The 18,191-nt window shown below is 67.5% G+C and carries 16 protein-coding genes; 11 read left to right on the top strand and 5 right to left on the bottom strand.

The window, feature by feature from the left end; translation table 11 throughout:
* The first annotated feature begins 157 nt into the window (after window positions 1–157).
* The 7 genes from GJ634_RS05750 (at window position 158) to GJ634_RS05720 (ending at window position 7,221) form a co-directional block, all read left to right on the top strand.
* Window positions 158–1,354, top strand: a complete 1,197-nt coding sequence (locus GJ634_RS05750) for a DUF362 domain-containing protein (protein WP_331714010.1) — start codon at window positions 158–160, stop codon at window positions 1,352–1,354.
* A gap of 55 nt (window positions 1,355–1,409) precedes the next feature.
* Window positions 1,410–2,198 (top strand): SDR family oxidoreductase, encoded by a 789-nt coding sequence (locus tag GJ634_RS05745; protein ID WP_157501066.1) that lies wholly within the window; start codon window positions 1,410–1,412, stop codon window positions 2,196–2,198.
* Window positions 2,195–2,542: a cupin domain-containing protein gene (locus GJ634_RS05740; protein WP_157501065.1), complete on the top strand. Its 348-nt coding sequence runs from the start codon at window positions 2,195–2,197 to the stop codon at window positions 2,540–2,542. Before GJ634_RS05745 ends, GJ634_RS05740 begins: the two co-directional genes overlap by 4 nt.
* Entirely contained in the window at window positions 2,539–3,360 is an 822-nt protein-coding gene (locus GJ634_RS05735) for a fumarylacetoacetate hydrolase family protein (RefSeq protein WP_157501064.1), read from the top strand. The genes GJ634_RS05740 and GJ634_RS05735 overlap by 4 nt, the downstream gene beginning before the upstream one ends.
* 327 nt (window positions 3,361–3,687) lie before the next feature.
* Complete coding sequence (locus GJ634_RS05730; RefSeq protein ID WP_197425421.1) at window positions 3,688–4,800, top strand: TAXI family TRAP transporter solute-binding subunit; 1,113 nt, start codon at window positions 3,688–3,690, stop codon at window positions 4,798–4,800.
* Between the two features lie 79 nt (window positions 4,801–4,879).
* The gene (locus GJ634_RS05725; protein WP_157501061.1) at window positions 4,880–6,982 is read left to right on the top strand and encodes a TRAP transporter fused permease subunit; all 2,103 of its coding nucleotides are present in this window, start codon (window positions 4,880–4,882) and stop codon (window positions 6,980–6,982) included.
* Window positions 6,979–7,221: a hypothetical protein gene (locus GJ634_RS05720; RefSeq protein ID WP_157501059.1), complete on the top strand. Its 243-nt coding sequence runs from the start codon at window positions 6,979–6,981 to the stop codon at window positions 7,219–7,221. Before GJ634_RS05725 ends, GJ634_RS05720 begins: the two co-directional genes overlap by 4 nt.
* A 77-nt stretch (window positions 7,222–7,298) precedes the next feature.
* On the opposite strand, the gene GJ634_RS05715 is transcribed toward GJ634_RS05720, so the two are convergent.
* From GJ634_RS05715 to lhgO, 3 genes are all read right to left on the bottom strand, one after another.
* A complete protein-coding gene (locus GJ634_RS05715) occupies window positions 7,299–8,771 on the bottom strand; it encodes an acetyl-CoA hydrolase/transferase C-terminal domain-containing protein (RefSeq protein ID WP_157501057.1) in 1,473 nt (490 codons plus the stop codon).
* 226 nt (window positions 8,772–8,997) lie between these two features.
* Complete coding sequence (locus tag GJ634_RS05710; protein WP_157501055.1) at window positions 8,998–9,351, bottom strand: cupin domain-containing protein; 354 nt, start codon at window positions 9,349–9,351, stop codon at window positions 8,998–9,000.
* Window positions 9,352–9,383: 32 nt separating this feature from the next.
* Window positions 9,384–10,586, bottom strand: a complete 1,203-nt coding sequence (lhgO, locus tag GJ634_RS05705; RefSeq protein ID WP_157501053.1) for an L-2-hydroxyglutarate oxidase — start codon at window positions 10,584–10,586, stop codon at window positions 9,384–9,386.
* Between the two features lie 617 nt (window positions 10,587–11,203).
* Between lhgO and rdfA the strand changes: the two genes are divergently transcribed.
* Window positions 11,204–11,824: a rod-determining factor RdfA gene (rdfA, locus tag GJ634_RS05700; protein ID WP_157501051.1), complete on the top strand. Its 621-nt coding sequence runs from the start codon at window positions 11,204–11,206 to the stop codon at window positions 11,822–11,824.
* Between the two features lie 853 nt (window positions 11,825–12,677).
* On the opposite strand, the gene GJ634_RS05695 is transcribed toward rdfA, so the two are convergent.
* The gene (locus tag GJ634_RS05695) at window positions 12,678–13,916 is read right to left on the bottom strand and encodes an FAD-dependent monooxygenase (protein WP_157501049.1); all 1,239 of its coding nucleotides are present in this window, start codon (window positions 13,914–13,916) and stop codon (window positions 12,678–12,680) included.
* A gap of 143 nt (window positions 13,917–14,059) precedes the next feature.
* On the opposite strand from GJ634_RS05695, the gene GJ634_RS05690 reads away from it, so the two are divergent.
* From GJ634_RS05690 to GJ634_RS05680, 3 genes are all read left to right on the top strand, one after another.
* On the top strand, window positions 14,060–14,524 hold the full coding sequence (locus tag GJ634_RS05690; RefSeq protein ID WP_157501047.1) for a pyridoxamine 5'-phosphate oxidase family protein: 465 nt from the start codon (window positions 14,060–14,062) through the stop codon (window positions 14,522–14,524).
* 107 nt (window positions 14,525–14,631) lie between these two features.
* On the top strand, window positions 14,632–15,957 hold the full coding sequence (locus tag GJ634_RS05685) for a CoA-binding protein (protein ID WP_157501045.1): 1,326 nt from the start codon (window positions 14,632–14,634) through the stop codon (window positions 15,955–15,957).
* A gap of 71 nt (window positions 15,958–16,028) precedes the next feature.
* A complete protein-coding gene (locus GJ634_RS05680) occupies window positions 16,029–16,556 on the top strand; it encodes a winged helix-turn-helix domain-containing protein (protein WP_157501044.1) in 528 nt (175 codons plus the stop codon).
* Here the strand turns inward: GJ634_RS05680 and GJ634_RS05675 are convergent, their stop codons facing one another.
* Window positions 16,557–18,191: a long-chain fatty acid--CoA ligase gene (locus tag GJ634_RS05675; RefSeq protein WP_394350875.1), complete on the bottom strand. Its 1,635-nt coding sequence runs from the start codon at window positions 18,189–18,191 to the stop codon at window positions 16,557–16,559.

Here is an 18,191-nt window from a genome sequence, read left to right as displayed (position 1 = left end):
GCCCGTACCCCCAGCACCACCCCCGAACCGTCCTCGGGAGCTTCGAGCTCACCGCCCCAGCCGCCGTTCGTCACGAACGAGGCGCTGCTGTCCCCGGCGAGCGCCCTCCCGTACCAGCTGTACGCGACCATCACCGCGGGCGTGGTTCCCCAAGGAGATATTCACGGACACCCAGTTCGGCTGGGGGACCGCGCTCGTCTTACATGCTCGTCGTCGGTCGGCCTCTACGGCCGTCGGCGTCGGCAGCCGCGGCATCCACCGCATCGACGACGTCGCCGCCGCGGTCGTCGCCGAACTCGACCAGCGCGGCTTCGATCCGGTGGTGGTACCCGCGATGGGGAGCCACGGCGGCGCGACGCCGGACGGCCAGCGCGAGGTACTGGAGTCCCTGGGCGTCACCGAGGACAGCGTCGGCGCGCCGATAGACGCGCGGATGGACGTCGAAGAACTGGCCACGGTGACCGTCGGCGACACGGCCGTCCCGGTGTACTTCGCCCGCGCGGCTCTCGACGCCGACGCCGTGCTCGTGGTGAACCGCGTGAAAGCCCACACGAACTTCACCGGCGACATCGAGAGCGGGCTGGCGAAGATGACCGTCGTCGGCCTCGGCAAGCAGCGCGGCGCGAAGGCCTTCCACTCGACGGCCATCGAGGAGGGGTACGTCGCGACGCTGGCCGCCGCGCTGGACGTCGTCGAGTCGTCGGTCCCGCTGCTCGGCGGTCTCGCCATCGTGGAGAACTTCGAGGAGGAAATCGCCCACCTCGAGGGCGTGCCGGCCGGCTCGTTCTTCGACCGCGAGCCAGAACTGCTGGAGCGCGCGTACGACGAGATGGCGACCCTCCCGGTCGACGACGTGGACCTGCTGGTCGTCGACGAGATCGGCAAGGAGATCTCCGGCGCGGGGATGGACACGAACGTCATCGGGCGTTACCGCGTGCTGAACGCGCCCGACCCCGAGACGCCCGACGTCGACCTCATCTACGTCCGCGGGCTCACCGAGGCGACGAAGGGGAACGGCAACGGCATCGGCCTCGCGGACGTGACGCGGCGGGCGGCGGTCGACCAGCTCGACCTGCAGAAGACGTACGCCAACGCGTTCACCAGCGGGTCGCTCTCGAAGTCCAAACTCCCGGTGGTGGCGCCGGACGACGAGTTCGCGCTCCGCGCGTCGCTGGCCGCGCTCGGCGGCTACGACCCCGAGACCGTCCGCGTCGTCTGGATCCGGAACACCGAGGAGTTGGGCGACTTCCGGGTCTCCGCCGCGGTCGTCGACGACCTCCCCGCGGCCGCGACCGTCCGGGCGCGCGAGGTGGTGAGCTTCGAGGACGGGACGGCGCGGTTCGTCGAGTCGTAGCCCACCGGTTGCCCCTACGGAAACGTTTTCACGCTGTGCTCTGATTGACTCTCACATGGATCTGGAAATCGACGGCAACGCAGCGCTCGTGACCGCGTCTTCGAGTGGCCTCGGGAAGGCCTCCGCGAAGGCACTCGCCCGCGAGGGCGCGAACGTCGTCATCAACGGCCGCGACGAGGACCAACTTGAAGACGCCCGCGAGGAGATCGAGGAAGTCGCCGACGGCGACGTCGTCGTCCAGCAGGGCGACCTCACGGACGCCGACGACGTCGAGACGCTCGTCGAGACCACCGTCGACGAGTTCGGCACCATCGACCACCTCGTCACCAGCGCCGGCGGCCCGCCGTCGGGCGCGTTCCTCGACACCGACGACGAGGACTGGTACGAGGCCTACGACCTGCTGGTCATGAGCGTCGTCCGACTGGCCCGCGAGGCCGAGCCCTACCTCAAGGAGGGCGACGGCGGCACAATCGTCACCATCACGTCCCGCAGCGTCAAGGAAGCCATCGACAGCCTCGTGCTGTCGAACTCCGTGCGAATGGGCGTCATCGGCCTCGAGAAGACGCTCTCGAAGGAGTTCGCGCCGGAAGTGCGGTCGAACGCCGTCCTCCCCGGTCCACACGAGACCGCGCGCATCCAGAACCTCGTCGAAGCCGCCATCGAACGCGGCGAGTACGACGACTACGAGGAGGGGCTCCAGGACTGGGCGAGCAACCCCCTCGACCGCATCGGCGACCCGATGGAGCTCGGCGACACGGTGGCGTTCCTGAGCTCGCCGAAGTCCGGCTACATCAACGGCACCGCGCTCCCCATCGACGGCGGCTCCACCGGAGCGAACCTATGAAGGAAGTCCGCTTCGACGAGGCGGAGACGTACGAGCCCGAGGCGGGCTGGCGGCGCGTCGCGATGGCGGGCAGCGACCAGTTCTCCTTCGAGTGGTTCGAGAAGCCGCCGGGCCACAGCTCCCCGATGCACGACCACGAGAACGAGCAGGTGTGTCTCTGCCTCGAGGGCGAGCTCACCGTCGCCACTGAGGATCGCGAGGTCACGCTCCAGCCGAACGACTCCGTGCTGTTGGAGTCCAACGAGACCCACCGCGTGGAGAACACCGGCGACGAGCGCGCGGTCGGGCTGGACGTGTTCGCCCCCGGGCGCTCGTTCGACTTCTGGACGGACCGCGAGGAATGAAGTACCTCGCACGCACCGCGACCGGCGACGCGCTGCTCGGCAACGACGACGGGTACGTCCGGCTGGACGCGGTCGAACCGGACCTCGATAGCGTCCGCGAGGCGCTCCCGCGGGCTGCTGACGGCACGCTCGGCGACGTGGCGGACGCGCCAGCCGACCCGGTACCCGCCGAGGACCTCACGTTCGGGCCGCCGCTCGCGGAGTTCGGGAAGCTCTGGGGCATCGGCCTGAACTACGAGGAGCACGCCGGCGACCTCGACGAGCAGCGCCCCGAGGAGCCCGCGAGCTTCATGAAGCCCTCGACGGTGCCGACCGGGCCGGGCGGCCCGATTCGACTCCCGCCGGAGTCCCAGAGCGAGCACGTCACCGCGGAAGCCGAACTCGGCGTCGTGATGGGCCGGACCTGCCGGAACGTCGACGAAGCCGACTTCGAGGACGTCGTCGCGGGGTTCCTGCCGGTCGTCGACATGACCGCCGAGGACGTCCTCCAGCGAAACCCGCGGTTCCTGACTCGCGCGAAGAGCTACGACACGTTCCTCGTCCCCGGCGCCGCGCTCGCGGTGCCCGAGGAGCCCCTGGACCTCGCGTCGCTGTCCGTACGGACGGAGGTCAACGGGAGCGTCGAGGCGGAAAACGAGATCCGGAACATGCTGTTCCCGCCCGCCGAAATCGTCTCGTTCCACTCCGACGTGATGACGCTGGAGCCCGGTGACCTCTTCAGCACGGGGACGCCGGGCGCGGCGCACATCGAACCCGGCGACGACGTCCGCGCTGTCGTGGAGTCCGTCGGCGTCGCCGAGGCGCCAGTCACTCGCTGACGCCTCGCAGCGAGGATTTTTCGTTCGCGACGGTAGCGGTGCCGTGCCCTTCGGTCGACCAGCGTCGGTACCGGGAGCGGTGACCGTCGAGATGGCATTCGACGAGTTCGCGTGGCTCGGCCGGGACCGTGGTCTCCGCGACGCTCCACAAGCCGTCGTGTTGCCAGCGACGCGTCCGGTCGCGGTGTCGTCGGCCGACTTTCGCGGAGCGTCGAATCGGACGAGAGGCTGTCAGGACCTCACGTTTCACGTCAACAGGGGCGAAACAAACAGATAGATTGTTAAAGGCCGGACTGTTTGTCATGGATGAACATGGTGGAAGACAACATGAAGCGACGGAAGTTCCTGTACGGAACAGCTGCGGCAGGTATCGCGGGACTCGCCGGCTGTATGGGCGGCGACGGTGACGGCGGCGGAACCACCGACGACGGCGGCAACGGCGGCAACGGCGGCGACGGAACCGCCGACGACGGCGGCAACGGCGACGGGGGAGAGCAGAACCTCTCGCTGCGCGTCGGTACGTCCGCGGGTGGCACCCAGGACGTCGGACTCGCCGTCGAGCGCGCGGTCAGCCAGGCGAGCGACATCCTCGACTACTCGACCATCGAGAGTCCGGGGTACATCGGGACCATCTACCGGATGGCCCAGAACCAGTTCAACGCCGGCATCACAGACAACAACTCCCTCAACAAGGCCCTCGACGGCCGCGGTCGGTTCGCCGAGCAGCCCGTCGACCGCATCCCGCAGTACGGGTTCGGCGCGTTCCCGTACAGCATCTACGTGGTCGCCCGCGACGGGACCGGCATCGAGACGTTCGACGACCTCGCCGGCGCGAACGTCTACCCCGCGGAGCCGGGGTACTCGACGCGCGCGACGACGCTCGACGTCTGGTCGCAGGACCCGACGGCGGACGTCTACGAGGAGATGACCATCGAGAACATGGGCGTCGGCGACGCGCCCGGTGCGATGGAGGAAGGCACCATCGACGCATCCATCGCCTACGGGACGCCGGGCGTGCGATACACCGGCTTCGTGCAGGAGATGGCCTCCCGGGTCGACCTCCACTACGTCGAACCGACGGACGCGCTCATCGAGTCCGCGGAGTCGTACTCCGGCGCCGGGACCACGCGGACTGACTACGAGGACTGGCAGATCGCGGGGACGGACATCGGCACCGACGAAGTGTTCACGTGGGACCTCCAGGTCAACTACACGTTCAACCCCGAGGCCAACCCGGACGCGGTCTACGAACTCTGCCGCGTCGTCCACGAGCACAACGACCTCGTCAACGAGGGCGAGGCGCAGTTCAACGACTACGACTCCGCCGAGGAGATGCTCGCCTACGCACAGGAGCGCATCCCCGTCCACCCCGGCGCCGTCCAGTACTACAAGGACAACGACGCCTGGGACGACAGCCTCGAAGAAGGGGAGACGGCCTGACGTAGGCCGCTCGGCGTAGTCCCCACTCCGAGAGTCGGACCCAAATCAATATTTTACCGCACGCAAACCACACTCATACATGGCAACAGAAACCGAACAAGACACCGGCCCTACGGGGGTACTGCGCGGCCTCGACCTCAGCGTCACGCTCGCCGCAGTCCTCTTCTGGGCCGTCGTCCTCTGGTGGGCATCGACCCAGCAGTGGTCGCCCGTCAAGTATGGCGTCCTCTTCGTGGGCGGCATCATGACGGTGTACGCACTGAACGAAACCCGCGAATCACTCGAAGAAGGCAGCCGGATAGACGCCCTCGTACTGCTGCCCGCCGCCGGCGTCCTCATCACGGCATCGTTCTACTTCTTCCTGAACTTCGAGACCGTCTACCTCCTGCGGCAGGGGTTCGCGACCGAGCACGAGTACATGCTCGCGCGGCTCATCATCATCTCCCTGCTGTACCTCACGTGGCGGGAGTTCGGGAACCTCTTCCTGTTCCTCGTCATCGGCGTGATGCTGTACGCCGTGTTCGGCGACGCCGTCCCCGGCGTCCTCGGGCACGCGGGGATGACTCAGGAGACCCTGCTGCAGGCGACCGTCACGGACCTCTACGGGTTCTACGGCTCGCTCACGCAGCTGACCGCGTCGTGGATCGCGCCGTTCCTCCTGTACGCCGGCCTGCTGTTCGCGTACGGCGCGTTCGACCTCATCCTCCGCATCGCCATCGTCGCGGCCGGCCGCATCCGCTCGGGCGTCGCACAGACGGCCGTGCTCTCCTCGGCGGTCATCGGCTCTATCAACGGCTCGTACACCGCGAACGCCGCCATGACGGGGTCGTTCACGATTCCGACGATGAAGGAGAGCGGGATGTCCGGTCACCGCGCGGCCGGCATCGAGGCCGTCGCCTCCACCTCGGGACAGGTGCTCCCGCCGGTCATGGGCGCGTCCGCGTTCGTGATGGCGTCGTACCTCGGCGTCGCGTACCTCAACATCGTCGTCGCCGGGCTCATCCCCGCGGCGATTCTGGTGGCCTCTATCGCCATCGCGGTCCACTACACCGCGATCAGCGACTCCAGCGACCAGGACATGGAGTTCTCGGAGTTCTTCGACGAACCGCTCTCGCGCAACGAGAAGATCACCGAAGCGTTCCGGTTCGGCGTCCCGTTCGGCGTCCTCATCTACTACCTCGGTATCGCCCAGTACACGGTGATGACGTCCGCGATGTACACCGTGTTCGCGATGATCATCACCGGCATCACCACGCCGACCGTCCAGCGCATCGTCGAGTGCATGGGTAGCGGGTCGTGGACCGCCGAACGCGAGCAGTCCCGGGCGTCGCAGTCCTCGGGCGGCCTCCTCGGTCCGTTCCGCGACCGCGTCGAGGCGTTCACGCGCCGCGTCCTCCGGTTCCAGCCGCTCGCGGAGCTCGTCACGCAGGTCAAGAACACGATTCACGGCTTCCGCCGGGGCGCCATCATCCTCGCGCCCATCGCCATCATCCTGGTGGTCATCAGCGGCGTCGTGAACCTGTTCTCGACGACCGGCGTGCCCGCGAAGATCGCGCTGCTGATGATCAACCTCTCCGGCGGCGTGCTGCTGTTCGCGGTGCTGCTCGGCATGGCCGTCGCCATCGTGATGGGCGTCGGGATGCCGACGGTCGCGGCGTACGTCATCGTCGCCATCCTCATCGTCCCGACGTTCGTCTCCGAGTTCGGCGTCGTGGAGATCACCGCCCACTACACGATGTTCTACGCGGCCATCTTGGCGGGGATCACACCGCCAGTCGCGACGGCGGCCGTCGTCGCGGCGGGCATCGCGAAGGCGAACTTCTGGCGGACCTGCGGCGCCGCGCTGAAGATCGCCGCGCCGCTGTTCGTCCTGCCCGTGGCGTTCGTCTACAACCCCGGGCTGATTTCGATGGCGCCGAGCGCGTACTCGCTGTTCCTCGGCCTGCTCGTCATGCTGGGCGCCATCGCCATCATCTACGGCCTGAACTACCCGTTCGAGATGTCCATCGGCCGCATCGTCCTGCTCCGCGCGGGACTCACCGTGCTCGGCGTCCTCGTCATGACCTACCCGATGCTGCTCGTGAAGGTCGCGGGCATCGCCGTCTTCGTCGCCGTCTTCGTCGGGGAGAAGGTGATGATGCGTGGTCTCGACCTCCCGTTCACCGAGGAGGTGAAACAATGAGTTCGAACGACGAAGCCCCCGAGGACCAGGTGGACACGTCCGACGTGGGCGGCCTCGACGAGGTCGTCCCGGAGCCGCTGGACCCGGTCTGGCGGCAGATCGAGCGAATCCAGAACTTCCGCAGGACCTACGGGAACACCTACGTGCGCGTTCTGGAGGTGCTGACGGCCATCGCGCTCGCCGTCGGCTACGTCTGGTGGGTGTACCTCTACTTCTTCGGCGGCGGCGTCAGCTTCTAAGCGCCGCCCCGTCCCGCTCCCGGGACTACCGCTGTCTCACCGCTTTTTGGCTGCAGAACTGTGTCCCGCGAGCGGCGCTACTCGTGCCACTCGGCGGCGCGCTGGACGTCGTGGGGGATGTGGTTGTCCTGCTCGCTGACGTCCTCGAGGTACGACCGCAGCTCGGGCGCGAAGTCCGGGTGCGCGCAGTGCTCGATGATGCGCTCGGCGCGTTCGACGGGGGAGAGCCCGCGGACGTCCGCGACGCCCTGCTCGGTGACGAAGACGTCGACGTCGTGTTCGGTGTGGTCGACGTGGAACGCCATCGGGACGATTCGGGAGACCGCGCCGTCGTTCAGCGTCGACGGGAGCGCGCAGACCGTCACCAGCGAGTTCCGGTTGAAGTCCGCGGAGCCGCCGACGCCGTTTATCATCCGCTTGCCGCCGACGTGCGTCGAGTTGACGTTCCCGTAGATGTCGACCTCGATGGCGCTGTTCACGCCGACCACGCCGAACTGGTCGATGACGCCCGGGTGGTTCGAGACGTCCGCCGGCCGGAGCACGACGTCCTCGGCGTACCGCTCGACGTCCTCGAAGAGCCGCTGCTGGCCCTCGTCGGTGAGCGCCATCGAGGTGGCGCTGGCGCACTCCAGTTGGCCGTCGTCGAGCATGTCCAGCAGCCCGTCCTGGATGAGCTCGCCGAAGTAGACGACGTCCCGGCCGCCGAAGTCCAGCTCCTTCAGCTCGCCCATCAGCGCGTTGCCGAGCGAGCCGACGCCGAACTGGAGGTGGACCGCGTCCTCGAAGACGGGCGAGCGCTCCATCTCCGCGTCGAGGAACTCCCCGAGGTTCTCCGCGATGGCGAGGTCGTCGTCCGTCGGGTCGCGGAACGTGTACGTCGAGTCCGCGGCGTCCGTCTCGACGACGCCCGCGAGCTTCCCGGGGTCGAAGTCGACGTGTGCCGTGCCGATGCGCTCGCCGGGACCGGTGAGCGGCACCGGCCGCCGGTTCGGCGGCGCGTCCGGCCGGTAGACGTCGTGGAGCGCCTGCAGTTCGAGCGGCTGCCGGCGGTTCAGCTCCACGTACAGCCGGTCGGCGGCCTCGACGAACGCCGGCACCTGTCCGAGCGACGTCGACGGCACGAACCAGTCCTCGCCGACCGCGACCGCCTCCACGACCGCCACGTCCGGGTCGACGAGACCGCCGTGCTGTACCTCGTCGCCGATGGAGGAGGCGTTCCGGTCGCTGAACGCGATCTCCCGGTGGTTCGTCGCCTCGCGGGCGACCCGCGAGGACTGGTAGGAGAACCGCCGCTCGATGGCGCCGGCCTCCACGAGGTCGACGTCGATCTCGTCGCCGACGTTCCCGCTGTGGACGACGGTCAGCGAGAGGTCGCGGTCGTCGTCCGCGAGCGCGAGCGGAATCGCCTTCGGGTAGCCGACGCTCCCGAACCCGCTCGTCAGCACCGTCGCGTCCGCGTCGATGGCCGCGGCGGCCTCGGCCGCACCGACCACCGGCACGTCGCCGTTGAGTCGCTGCTCTATCGGCTGGTCGGCGGGACCCGGCGTCATCGCTGTCCCCGTTCGTCCCGGCGCCGAGGTCGGTCGTTCGACGCGATACAGCCGTCTGTGGCGGCCGCCCGTCGGCCGCGGTTCCTGAGGGCGTGCATAGTCTGTGAGTGGCGACAGGGGCGCCGGAGCGCAGTCCGCTCCGCGGTCGGGTCGTCGCTCGTCGTGGTAGCAGTTCCAGCGCTGCGCTAATAAAGCGTCGGGTCGCGGGCCGGCCCCCGGCGGGTGGTTACTGTCTCGCGTACGACTCGATGCGCGGCGTGAACGTGTCCAGTAGCTCGGACTGGTCGGCGACGCCGCGCACGCCGTGCCGGACGCCCGGGCCGACGATGAACGAGTCGCCCGCCTCCAGGACCGTCTCGTGGTCGCCGAACAGCTCCACCGCCCCGCTGACGACGTACACGGTCTGGCGTGTCTCCTCGTGGCTGTGCTCGGGGAACACTGCGCCCTCGTCGACGGTGTAGTGGACCTGCATCGTCTCGTCGTCGAAACACAGGACGCGGCGCTCGATGCCCTCGTAGGCTTCCTCCACGAGGAACGGGTCGTCCCACGAGCCGACAGTCAGATTCTCGGACGTCTCCATACCGCTCGCACGTCGGCAGGGGACCTAACTCCCTAGACTTTCTCCGCGAGCTTTCCGGCGATGTGTTCGCCGAACGGCAGCGACGACGTGAGTCCGGGGGAGACGGCGTTCAGGATGTGGACGGCGTCCTCGCGCTCGACGAACAGCGGGTCCTTGACGAGTTCGCCGTCGTCGCTGACGAGCTGGGCGCGGATGCCCGCGTAGCTCTGCTGGAGGTCCGCCGCCCGGACGTCCGGGACGAGCCGCTGGGACGCCTCGGTGAACTTCTCCTTCCGGTAGGACTTGTTCAGCTCGTCCCACGCCACTTTCACCATCAGCTTCGAGGACAGCAGCTTCCGGAACCCCTCGTAGGTCAGCGTCTCGTAGAGGTCCCGCAGGTCGACGTCGGTGTTGTCGTAGGCCTCGCGGCCGAACGCGAGCACGGCGTTCGGCCCGACGATGACCTTCCCGTCCGTCCGGCGCGTGTAGTGGACGCCGAGGAACGGGAGCTCCGGGTTCGGCGTCGGGTAGATCATCGTCTGGCACAGCTCCGCGCGCTCCGGGCGGACCTCGTAGTACTCGCCGCGGAACGGGACGACCTGGTACTGCTCGCCCACGCCGACCTGGTGGGCGAGCTCGTCCGCGTGCAGCCCCGCCGCGTTCACGAGGTACGGCACCTCGAAGTGGCCGTTCGACGTCGCGAGGTGGTAGCCGTCGGCCGTCTCCTCGACGCGGGTGACCTCGTAGCCCGTGTAGACGTCGACGCCCTCGTCTCGCACCTCGCTGGCGAGCGCGTACACGTACTGCTGGGAGTCCACGGACGCCGCCTCGGGCGCGTACAGCGCGGCCTGCCCCTCGGCGTACGGTTCGTGCTCGTGGATTTCGGCCTCCGACCGCAGGAGTTCGTACTCGACGCCGTTGGCCTCCGCCTGCTCGGCGAGCGTCTCGAGGCGCTCCTCCTCGGCGTCGTCTTTCGCGACCACGAGCACGCCTAGCTCGTCGCACGGCACGCCGTGCTCGGCGCAGTACTCCTTCATCCGGCTGGTCCCCTCGGTGGCGAACCGCGCCTTCTTCGAGTCCGGCGGGTAGTTGAACCCCGGGTGGAGGACGCCGGAGTTCCGGCCGCTCTGGTGGGCCGCGAGGTGGTGTTCTTTCTCCAGGACGGCGACGTCGAGGTCGGTCCGCTCCGCGAGGTGCTTCGCGACCGACAGCCCGACGCAGCCGCCGCCGACGATGGCGACGTCGTGGCGCATCATGTTCGTCCCAGGGGTTCGAACGGCGGCCGCTTATAGGTGCGGTTCGCCACGGTCACCGATACCGTCTCTCACTGTGGGCTGCGCTCGGCGCCGATCGGCTCCCTCGGCGTTCCGAACGCCGGTAATACATAGATAATTGGGATAGTTCGCGATATGGTACTTCCCGAAGCCGTGTGTACTGTCCCGTGTTCGTCGGCCGGGAAGAAACACGAAGAGAACCTGGAATAGCCGCTGAATACCGACTTTAGATAGGTGGTGGACGAATCACCGAACCCCCAATACTCAAATGACGATACGTGGTATATCCGACGTATATTGAGAACGAGCGACGAAAAGGAGAGTCTACTTCGTGAATTGAGTGTATATCTTCCCGCACTAACTGCCGATTATCGAACTTGTAGTGTGCCCCTCATCAAAAGTATCGAGAACTATATACGAATCCGTACGTCTCTGTTATCGTATAGGAAAGTCCCGCCGGCTCGCAGTCTGCTCTCCACGGCCCGACTAGGACGTCCGGGGATGCCAGGGGTCGACGCGAGCCCGCGTGGTCGAGTTCGGCGTCCCAGCCGGTCGCGGATAGGGGTAAGTATAACCGTCCGGGTTCGCGTACTGCCCCTATGGGCGACGCAGAGCACGACACTGCCGGCCGCCAGAGCAAGGTCGCGCGGCTGGTCGACGAGCACGACCTCGACGGCGTCGGTGCCGAACTGGAGGCGCGCTGGACGGCGACGGGCGACGACCACTGGAGCCTGCGGGACCTCGCGGAGCACTTCAACCGCGAACTCGTCCGGGAGCGGCTCTACGAGGCCGGCCTCCACCCGTCGGAGGCGGAGGTCGGGGACGTCGTTCGGCTGCTGACCGGCGACGGCGGCGGGGCTGCCGAGCAGACGCAGCTCCGCCGGCGCCTCGAACGCGAGGGTATCGACGTCGAGGACCTCGCGGGCGACGTCGTGACCTATCAGGCCGTCCGGAGCTACCTGCAGGAGTACCGCGGGGCCGAGTACGAGCGGGACACCGGCGACCGACTCGAGACCGTCGCGGACGCCGTTCAGAAGCTCCGCGGGCGGCTCGTCTCGGTCACGGAGACGAAACTCGACCAGCTCCGCCGCACGTCCAAACTGACGCTCGGGGAGTTCCGCGTGATGGTCGACGTGCGCGTCCTCTGCACGGAGTGTGACACCCAGTACGGGATCGCCGAGTTGCTCGCCGGCGACGGCTGCAACTGCGAGGAGCAGTGAGTGAATAACAGGAGTACCGTTGTTATTTACAGGGGCCGCTGAGCGGCTCCTCGCGTCGATTCTCCGGTCTGTCCCCGGCGGCTCCTGTCTCGGCGACTGCGGGGAACGCTCGAACTATCCGCACGCACTCCCGCCGGTGGGATTACACTCGTGGCTCTCGGTGCCGTCTCGGCGGCACCTGTGCGGCCGATATCCCTCCAGGAATTACAGCTAGTGTCGTTCGGTGTGGGGGAACGGGATTCTAGACGCTCCCCAATTCGATTCGCAACTCTAATAATCGAATTTAGTATGGGTCTCTCGACGCGGCGGGACCGGGACCACTCCAATACCCGGTCTCGCAGGTCGTTTGCGAACGCCGCCCACGCCAGAGTGGGCTCGGCCTAGTTGGCCCGGGCGGATCACCGTTCGACCGGCTCTCACCTTCCTGTAGCGACTGATTCGAATGCGTTGCTCAAACTCGTTCTCCACTGCTCTGCGGCGTAGAGATTCGCCTACTCTCGAAACAGAATCTCTGTTCGGTGTGGACGAACGGCTCTGAGAGACTTATAAATGCTGTCGTGGGGCCGACGCCTCGAACCTCGGGCGAGCGGCGGTGACATCCCGGAGCAGGCGGACTCGTACACGGTGGCTGGCAGCGTGCACGGCCCTGCGGTCCCCGGAGGTGTTCGCCAGTCACCGGCGGACTGTTCGATGAGAAAGAATACAGCAGTAGAGAAGCCGATAGTGGCCTAGACGGCCATCTCGGAAGTCGTCGGTGACTGCGTGTGCTGGTCGTGAACTGTCGCGAAGCGCGCGCTGTCCAGCGTCGAGAACGGAGAGAAGCGAGAGAGACCGACTGTGCCTCAGTTCGCGCTCAGTACTGGCCGATGGTCACCGGCGGGCCGCCGTGCGGCCCGTACGGTGCGTCGTCGAGCCACTCGCCGGCGGGCTCGTAGTACGGCGCGGCCTTCGCCGCGAGCCACTTCTTCGCCCGCGTGACGTAGCTGTCGCCCTGCAGGTACTCGAGGGCCTGCCCGGCGGCGTTCTTGTTGTACTCGGCGGCCTTCAGGCGCGTGATGCCGTACTCCGTGATCTCGGCGGCGCGCGCCGCCTCGACGTCCGCGTTCAGCGCGACCGCGATGGCGCTGGCGGCGGCCTCCGCGTCGGCGACGCCGGAGTTCATCCCGCGCGCGCCGAACGGCGCGAACAGGTGGCCGGCCTCGCCCGCGAGCAGCACGCGGTTGTGGTCGTCGACCATCCGGTCGGCGATGACCTGCTTGAACTTGTACTGGGAGACCCACTCGACGCGGTCCCGGTAGTCCTCCCCGAGCGTCTTCGCGACCAGCTCGGCGATCTCCTCGTCCTCGGTCATCCGCTGGGGGTCGTCGTCCTCCTTGCACTGGATGTCGACCCGCCAGCCGCCCTGGAACGGGACGAGCAGGACGTTCCGGCCGTCCACGCGCGGGTGGTCGTAGTGGAACACGCGCTCCTGGAACAGCTGGTCGTCCTCGTCGTCGAACTCGTCGACGTCGGCGATGATGAAGGAGTTCGCGGACTCGGTGCCGTCGAACTCGCCGCCGATCTCCTTGCGCACCGTGGAGCCGGCGCCGTCCGCGCCGACGGCGTAGGCGGCGCGGTACTCCTCGCCGCTCTCGGTCTCGACGCGGACGCCGTCAGCGTCGGCCTCGACGGTCTCCACGCCGTCGCCCCAGTGGACGTCGATGCCGGCGTCTTCGACGGCGTCGAGCATGTACTCCTCCGTCCAGACCTGCGGGATGCTGGTGAAGTGCGGGAGGTCGCCGTCGCCGCCGGGGTCGGGGTAGGTGCGTTCGAACACCTCGTCGCCGCGGAACAGCGTCCGCCGCGTCGACCAGATCATGCCGTTGTCGACCAGCCGGTGGCCGAGGCCGGGCGAGGCGTTCTCCAGCGTCCGGAGCGTGTCCTTGTGGACGTAGATAGCCCGGCTGCCGGGTCGGTCCCGGTCCTTCGGGTCGGCTTCGAGGATGGTGACGTCGACGCCTCTGGCGTGCAACGCGAGCGCCGTCGTCATGCCGGTCGGCCCCGCGCCGGCGACGACGACGGGCACGTCTTCTGTGGCTGCTGAGCCGCTCATCGTATTACAACCCACGCAGAACTGGGGTATAGATGTTTCCCTGCTCGATGAGACGCACCATTAGTGACCAGCACACGATTCGACCGCTCTTTGCGAACATGTTCGCACCGACTTTCTCCGTGCCGGTCCCCTAACGTGTTCGTATGGACGCACCAGATGCGACCGACCGACCCCTGCGTGGCGTCGCCATGGACGAGACCGAACGCGAGGCGTTCCTCCGCGAGCGCGGCATCGGCGTGCTCTCGCTGGCCAGCGGGGACGTCGCCTACGGCACGCCGATCTCGTTCGGCTACGACGGCGACGCGCTGTACTTCATCCTCCTCCAGTTCGGGGAGGACAGCGAGAAACTCGACTACGCCGCCGCCACGGAGACCGCGACGTTCTCCACGTACGAGTACGACGACGAACACCACTGGCGCAGCGTCGTCGCGCGCGGCCCCATCGAGGAAGTGTCCGAAGAAGCCAGCGACGACGCCACCGACACGATGTTCGAGAACGCGCAGTTCGCGAGCCTCTTCCCGCACGGCGAACCCATCACCGACCAGCCGCGCTACCGGCTCGTCCCCGAGGAACTGACCGGGCAGAAGGGACAGGGTCACGACGCCTGACCGCGGACGCGAAAACGGGCCGCGCTGTGTTTTTTGCGACCAGTTTCACGCCCGACGCGCCTCGCGGTTCCGAAATGTATATTCGAGGTCTGACCGCACGTGTGTGTATGAGTCTCTCCGACGCGGTCGACCCCGACTCCATCGCAGTCATCGGGGCGTCCGCGACGCCGGGCAAGCTCGGTAACGACGCGATGGCGAACGCCAAAGAGTTCGACGGCGACGTCTACCCCGTCAACCCCTCCGGCGAGGGGACGGTGTACGGCTACGAGTTCGTCGACTCCGTCACGGACGTCGACGCGGACCTCGCGCTCTGCTGTGTCCCCGCCGGTGCGACCCCGGACGTGCTCGAGGACTGCGGCGAGGCCGGCGTCGGCGCCGCCGTCGTCTTCGCCGGCGGGTTCGCTGAAGCCGGCGAGGACGGCGAACAGCTCCAGGCGCGAGTCCGGCAGACCGCCGAGGAGTACGACATCACGATTCTCGGGCCGAACACGGCGGGTCACATCGTCCCCCACCGGAACGTGTTCAGCTCCTTCGTCCCCGGCTTCGACGAGATCGAGCAGGGCGACGTCGCGGTCGTCGCACAGAGCGGCGGCGTCGGCGTGACCGCGACCTTCCAGCTGGACCGCGAGGGCTACGGCGTCGCCGGGATGTACGGGCTCGGGAACCGCGTGAACACCGACTTCCACGACGTGATTCCGGTCCTCGACGACGACCCCGAGGTGGAGGCGATGGCGCTCCACGTCGAGGGCACTGAACACCACGAAGCAGTCGTCGACGCCGTCCGCGAGTCGGAGACGCCGGTCGTGGCGCTGAAGTCCGGCAACCGGATGGAGGAGTTCGTCGGCGCGCACACCGCCGCGCCGTTCCAGGACTACGAGTACTACAAGGAGGCGATCACGGGCGCCGGCGGCGTTGTCGCCGACTCGCTGACGGAGCTGCTGGACGCGAGCCGCGTGCTCGCGTCGGCGCCGGAGCCCGACGGCCCGAACGTCGGCCTCGTCACCGCGCAGGCCGGCCCCGGCATCATGCTGGCCGACTACCTCGACGAGCGCGGCGTCGAGTTCCCCGAACTGACCGGCGAGTCCCGCGAGCGCGTCGACGACATCCTCCCCGGGTTCACGTACGACGAGAACCCCGTCGACACCGGCCGCCCGATGCCGCAGTTCGGCGAGGTCGTCGACGCGGTCGCCCGCGACGACAACGTCGACATCGTCCTCGTCTACGAGATCTTCGAGCACTCGCTGGGCTACCCGGTCGAGGAGCTCGAGACGCTCGCCGAGGACCTCGACAAGCCGATCGTGTTCACCGTCGCCGGCCCGGACGAGGCGCTCACGCCGGACCGCGAGCGCATGGAGGACGTCGGCGTCGTCACCTTCGACGCGCCGGAGCGCGCGGCGTACGCCACCTCCGTGCTCGCCGACTGGGCACGGTAACACCGGCTCCGTGGGCAGTCTACTCGGTGAAACCACGAACGCTTAACACCTGCTCCTCGCAAGAGTACGGCATGGCCAACGACACACCGGCGTACGACTTCAAGGACCGCGACGTGGTCATCCTCCGGGAGCTCGCCAAGGACCCCGGCGTCTCCTCGCGGGACCTCGCGGACATCCTCGAGGACGAGTACGACATCGACGTCTCCTACGTCACGGTCAACGAGTCCATCCGGAACATGCGCGAGGCCGGCGTGTTCCGGGAGGCCATCGTCCCCAACGAGGAGTACTTCGTCTTCGAGCTGTTCGAGTTCAAGTTCAACCCCGAGTACTTCGCCGACGAGTGGCGGGAGACGATGGAGCACATCCGGGACTCCGAGCACACGCTGATGTACTTCCTCTCGGACGGCGAGTACCAGTGGAAGTCCATCATGCTGTTCCCCACCCGGGAGGTCGGCGAGCGCTGGCTCCACGAGTTCTACAAGAACCACGGCAAGACCGTGCTGAACGTTCGCTCGTCGGTGATGACGAACGTCCTCGAGTTCGGGGCCAGCCCGGACCTCTTCGACAACCTCGACCCCGAGAACGGGAAGACGCCGTGACTACTCGTCGACGGGCAGCGACCCGTACCGCTCCTCGAACTCCTCGGTGAGCGCGATCTTGTCGAACTTCCCGGTCGACGTCTTCGGCACTTCTTCCACGAACTCGAAGCGGTCCGGCAGCCACCACTTCGGGAACTCCTCCAGCAGGTGCTCGCGGAGGTCCTCGACGGTCACGTCACCGTCCGTCACGACGTACGCCACGGGCCGTTCCTGCCACTTCTCGTGGGGCACACCGATGACGGAGGCTTCCTCGACGCCGTCGTGGCCGATGAGCGCGTTCTCCAGCTCGATGCTGGAGATCCACTCGCCGCCGCTCTTGATGACGTCGTCGAGGCGGTCCACGACGTCGATGTAGCCGTACTCGTCGATGGTGGCGACGTCGCCGCTGCGGAAGTAGCCGTCCTCGGTCCACGACGACTCGGTGGCCTCGGGGCGCTCGTAGTACTCGCCCGCGAGCCACGGCGCCCGCGCCTGCACTTCGCCGGGCGTCTCCCCGTCGTGGGGGACCGGGTTCCCGTCCTCGTCGCGCAGCCGGACCTTCACGCCGGGCGCGGGGACGCCGGCCTTCATGCGGAGGCGGTCCTGCTCGTCCTCCGGGAGCTGTTCGACCTCGGTCGTCATCAGCGTGTTCGCGAGGTGCGGGGAGGCTTCGGTCATCCCGTAGCCCTGCCCGATGGGCGCCTCGTACACCTCGTCGAACTTCCGGATGAGCGACTCCGGCGGCGAGCTCCCGCCGATGAGCACGTCGTCGAGGGTCTCCAGTGCGTCCGGGCCGAGGTCCTCGGACTCCTCGATGATGCGGTCGACCTCCATCCACACCGTCGGGACGGCGGCCGCGATGGTCACGTCCTCGTTCTGGATGATGGGGATGAGTTCGTCCGGGTCGGTGTGCTGGTTCGGCAACACGATGTTCGCGCCCGTGAACGTCGTCGTGTACGGGAATCCCCAGCCGTTGACGTGGAACATCGGCACGACCGGCATCACCGTGTCGGACTCGCTGACGCCGAAGACGTCCACGTGGCTGTGCATCATCGTGTGGAGGAACTGCCCGCGGTGGGTGTACTGGACGCCCTTCGGGAGGCCGGTCGTCCCGGACGTGTAACAGAGCGCGCTCTCGGTCTCCTCGTCGATGTCCGGCCAGTCGTAGTCGGTGTCGTAGCCCGCGATGAACGACTCGTAGTCGGTCACGGGGTCGAGGCTCGTCTCCGGGATGGCGTCCTCGTCGCCGAGCACGACGTACTGCTCGACGGTGTCGAGTTCGTCGGCGATGGGTTCGATGGTGTCGACGAACTGCGGGTCGAGGAAGAGCAGGCGGTCCCCGGCCTCGTTGATAATCTTGACGAGGTGGTGTTCGGGCAGCCGGTGGTTCACCATGTGGATGGAGCGCTCGCTGCACGACGGCCCGAAGTACAGCTCGTAGTGCCGGAAGTGGTTGAGCGCCATCACGCCCGAGCGCTCGCCGGGCTCCATCCCGTAGTCGTCGAGGGCGTGTGCGAGCTGGCTGATGCGTTCGTACGCGTCGCCGTACGTGTAGCGGTGCGTGCTGCCGTCCGGGAGCGCGGTCACGATCTCCTTGTGATCGAAGAGGTCGCGGGCGCGCTCCAGGAACGTCGTGATCGTCAGTTCGTAGTCCAT

It is taken from the genome of Halobacterium sp. CBA1126, from assembly GCF_009741975.1.
GTDB lineage: Archaea > Halobacteriota > Halobacteria > Halobacteriales > Halobacteriaceae > Halobacterium.
This window is presented reverse-complemented; position numbering and strand designations above follow the sequence as displayed.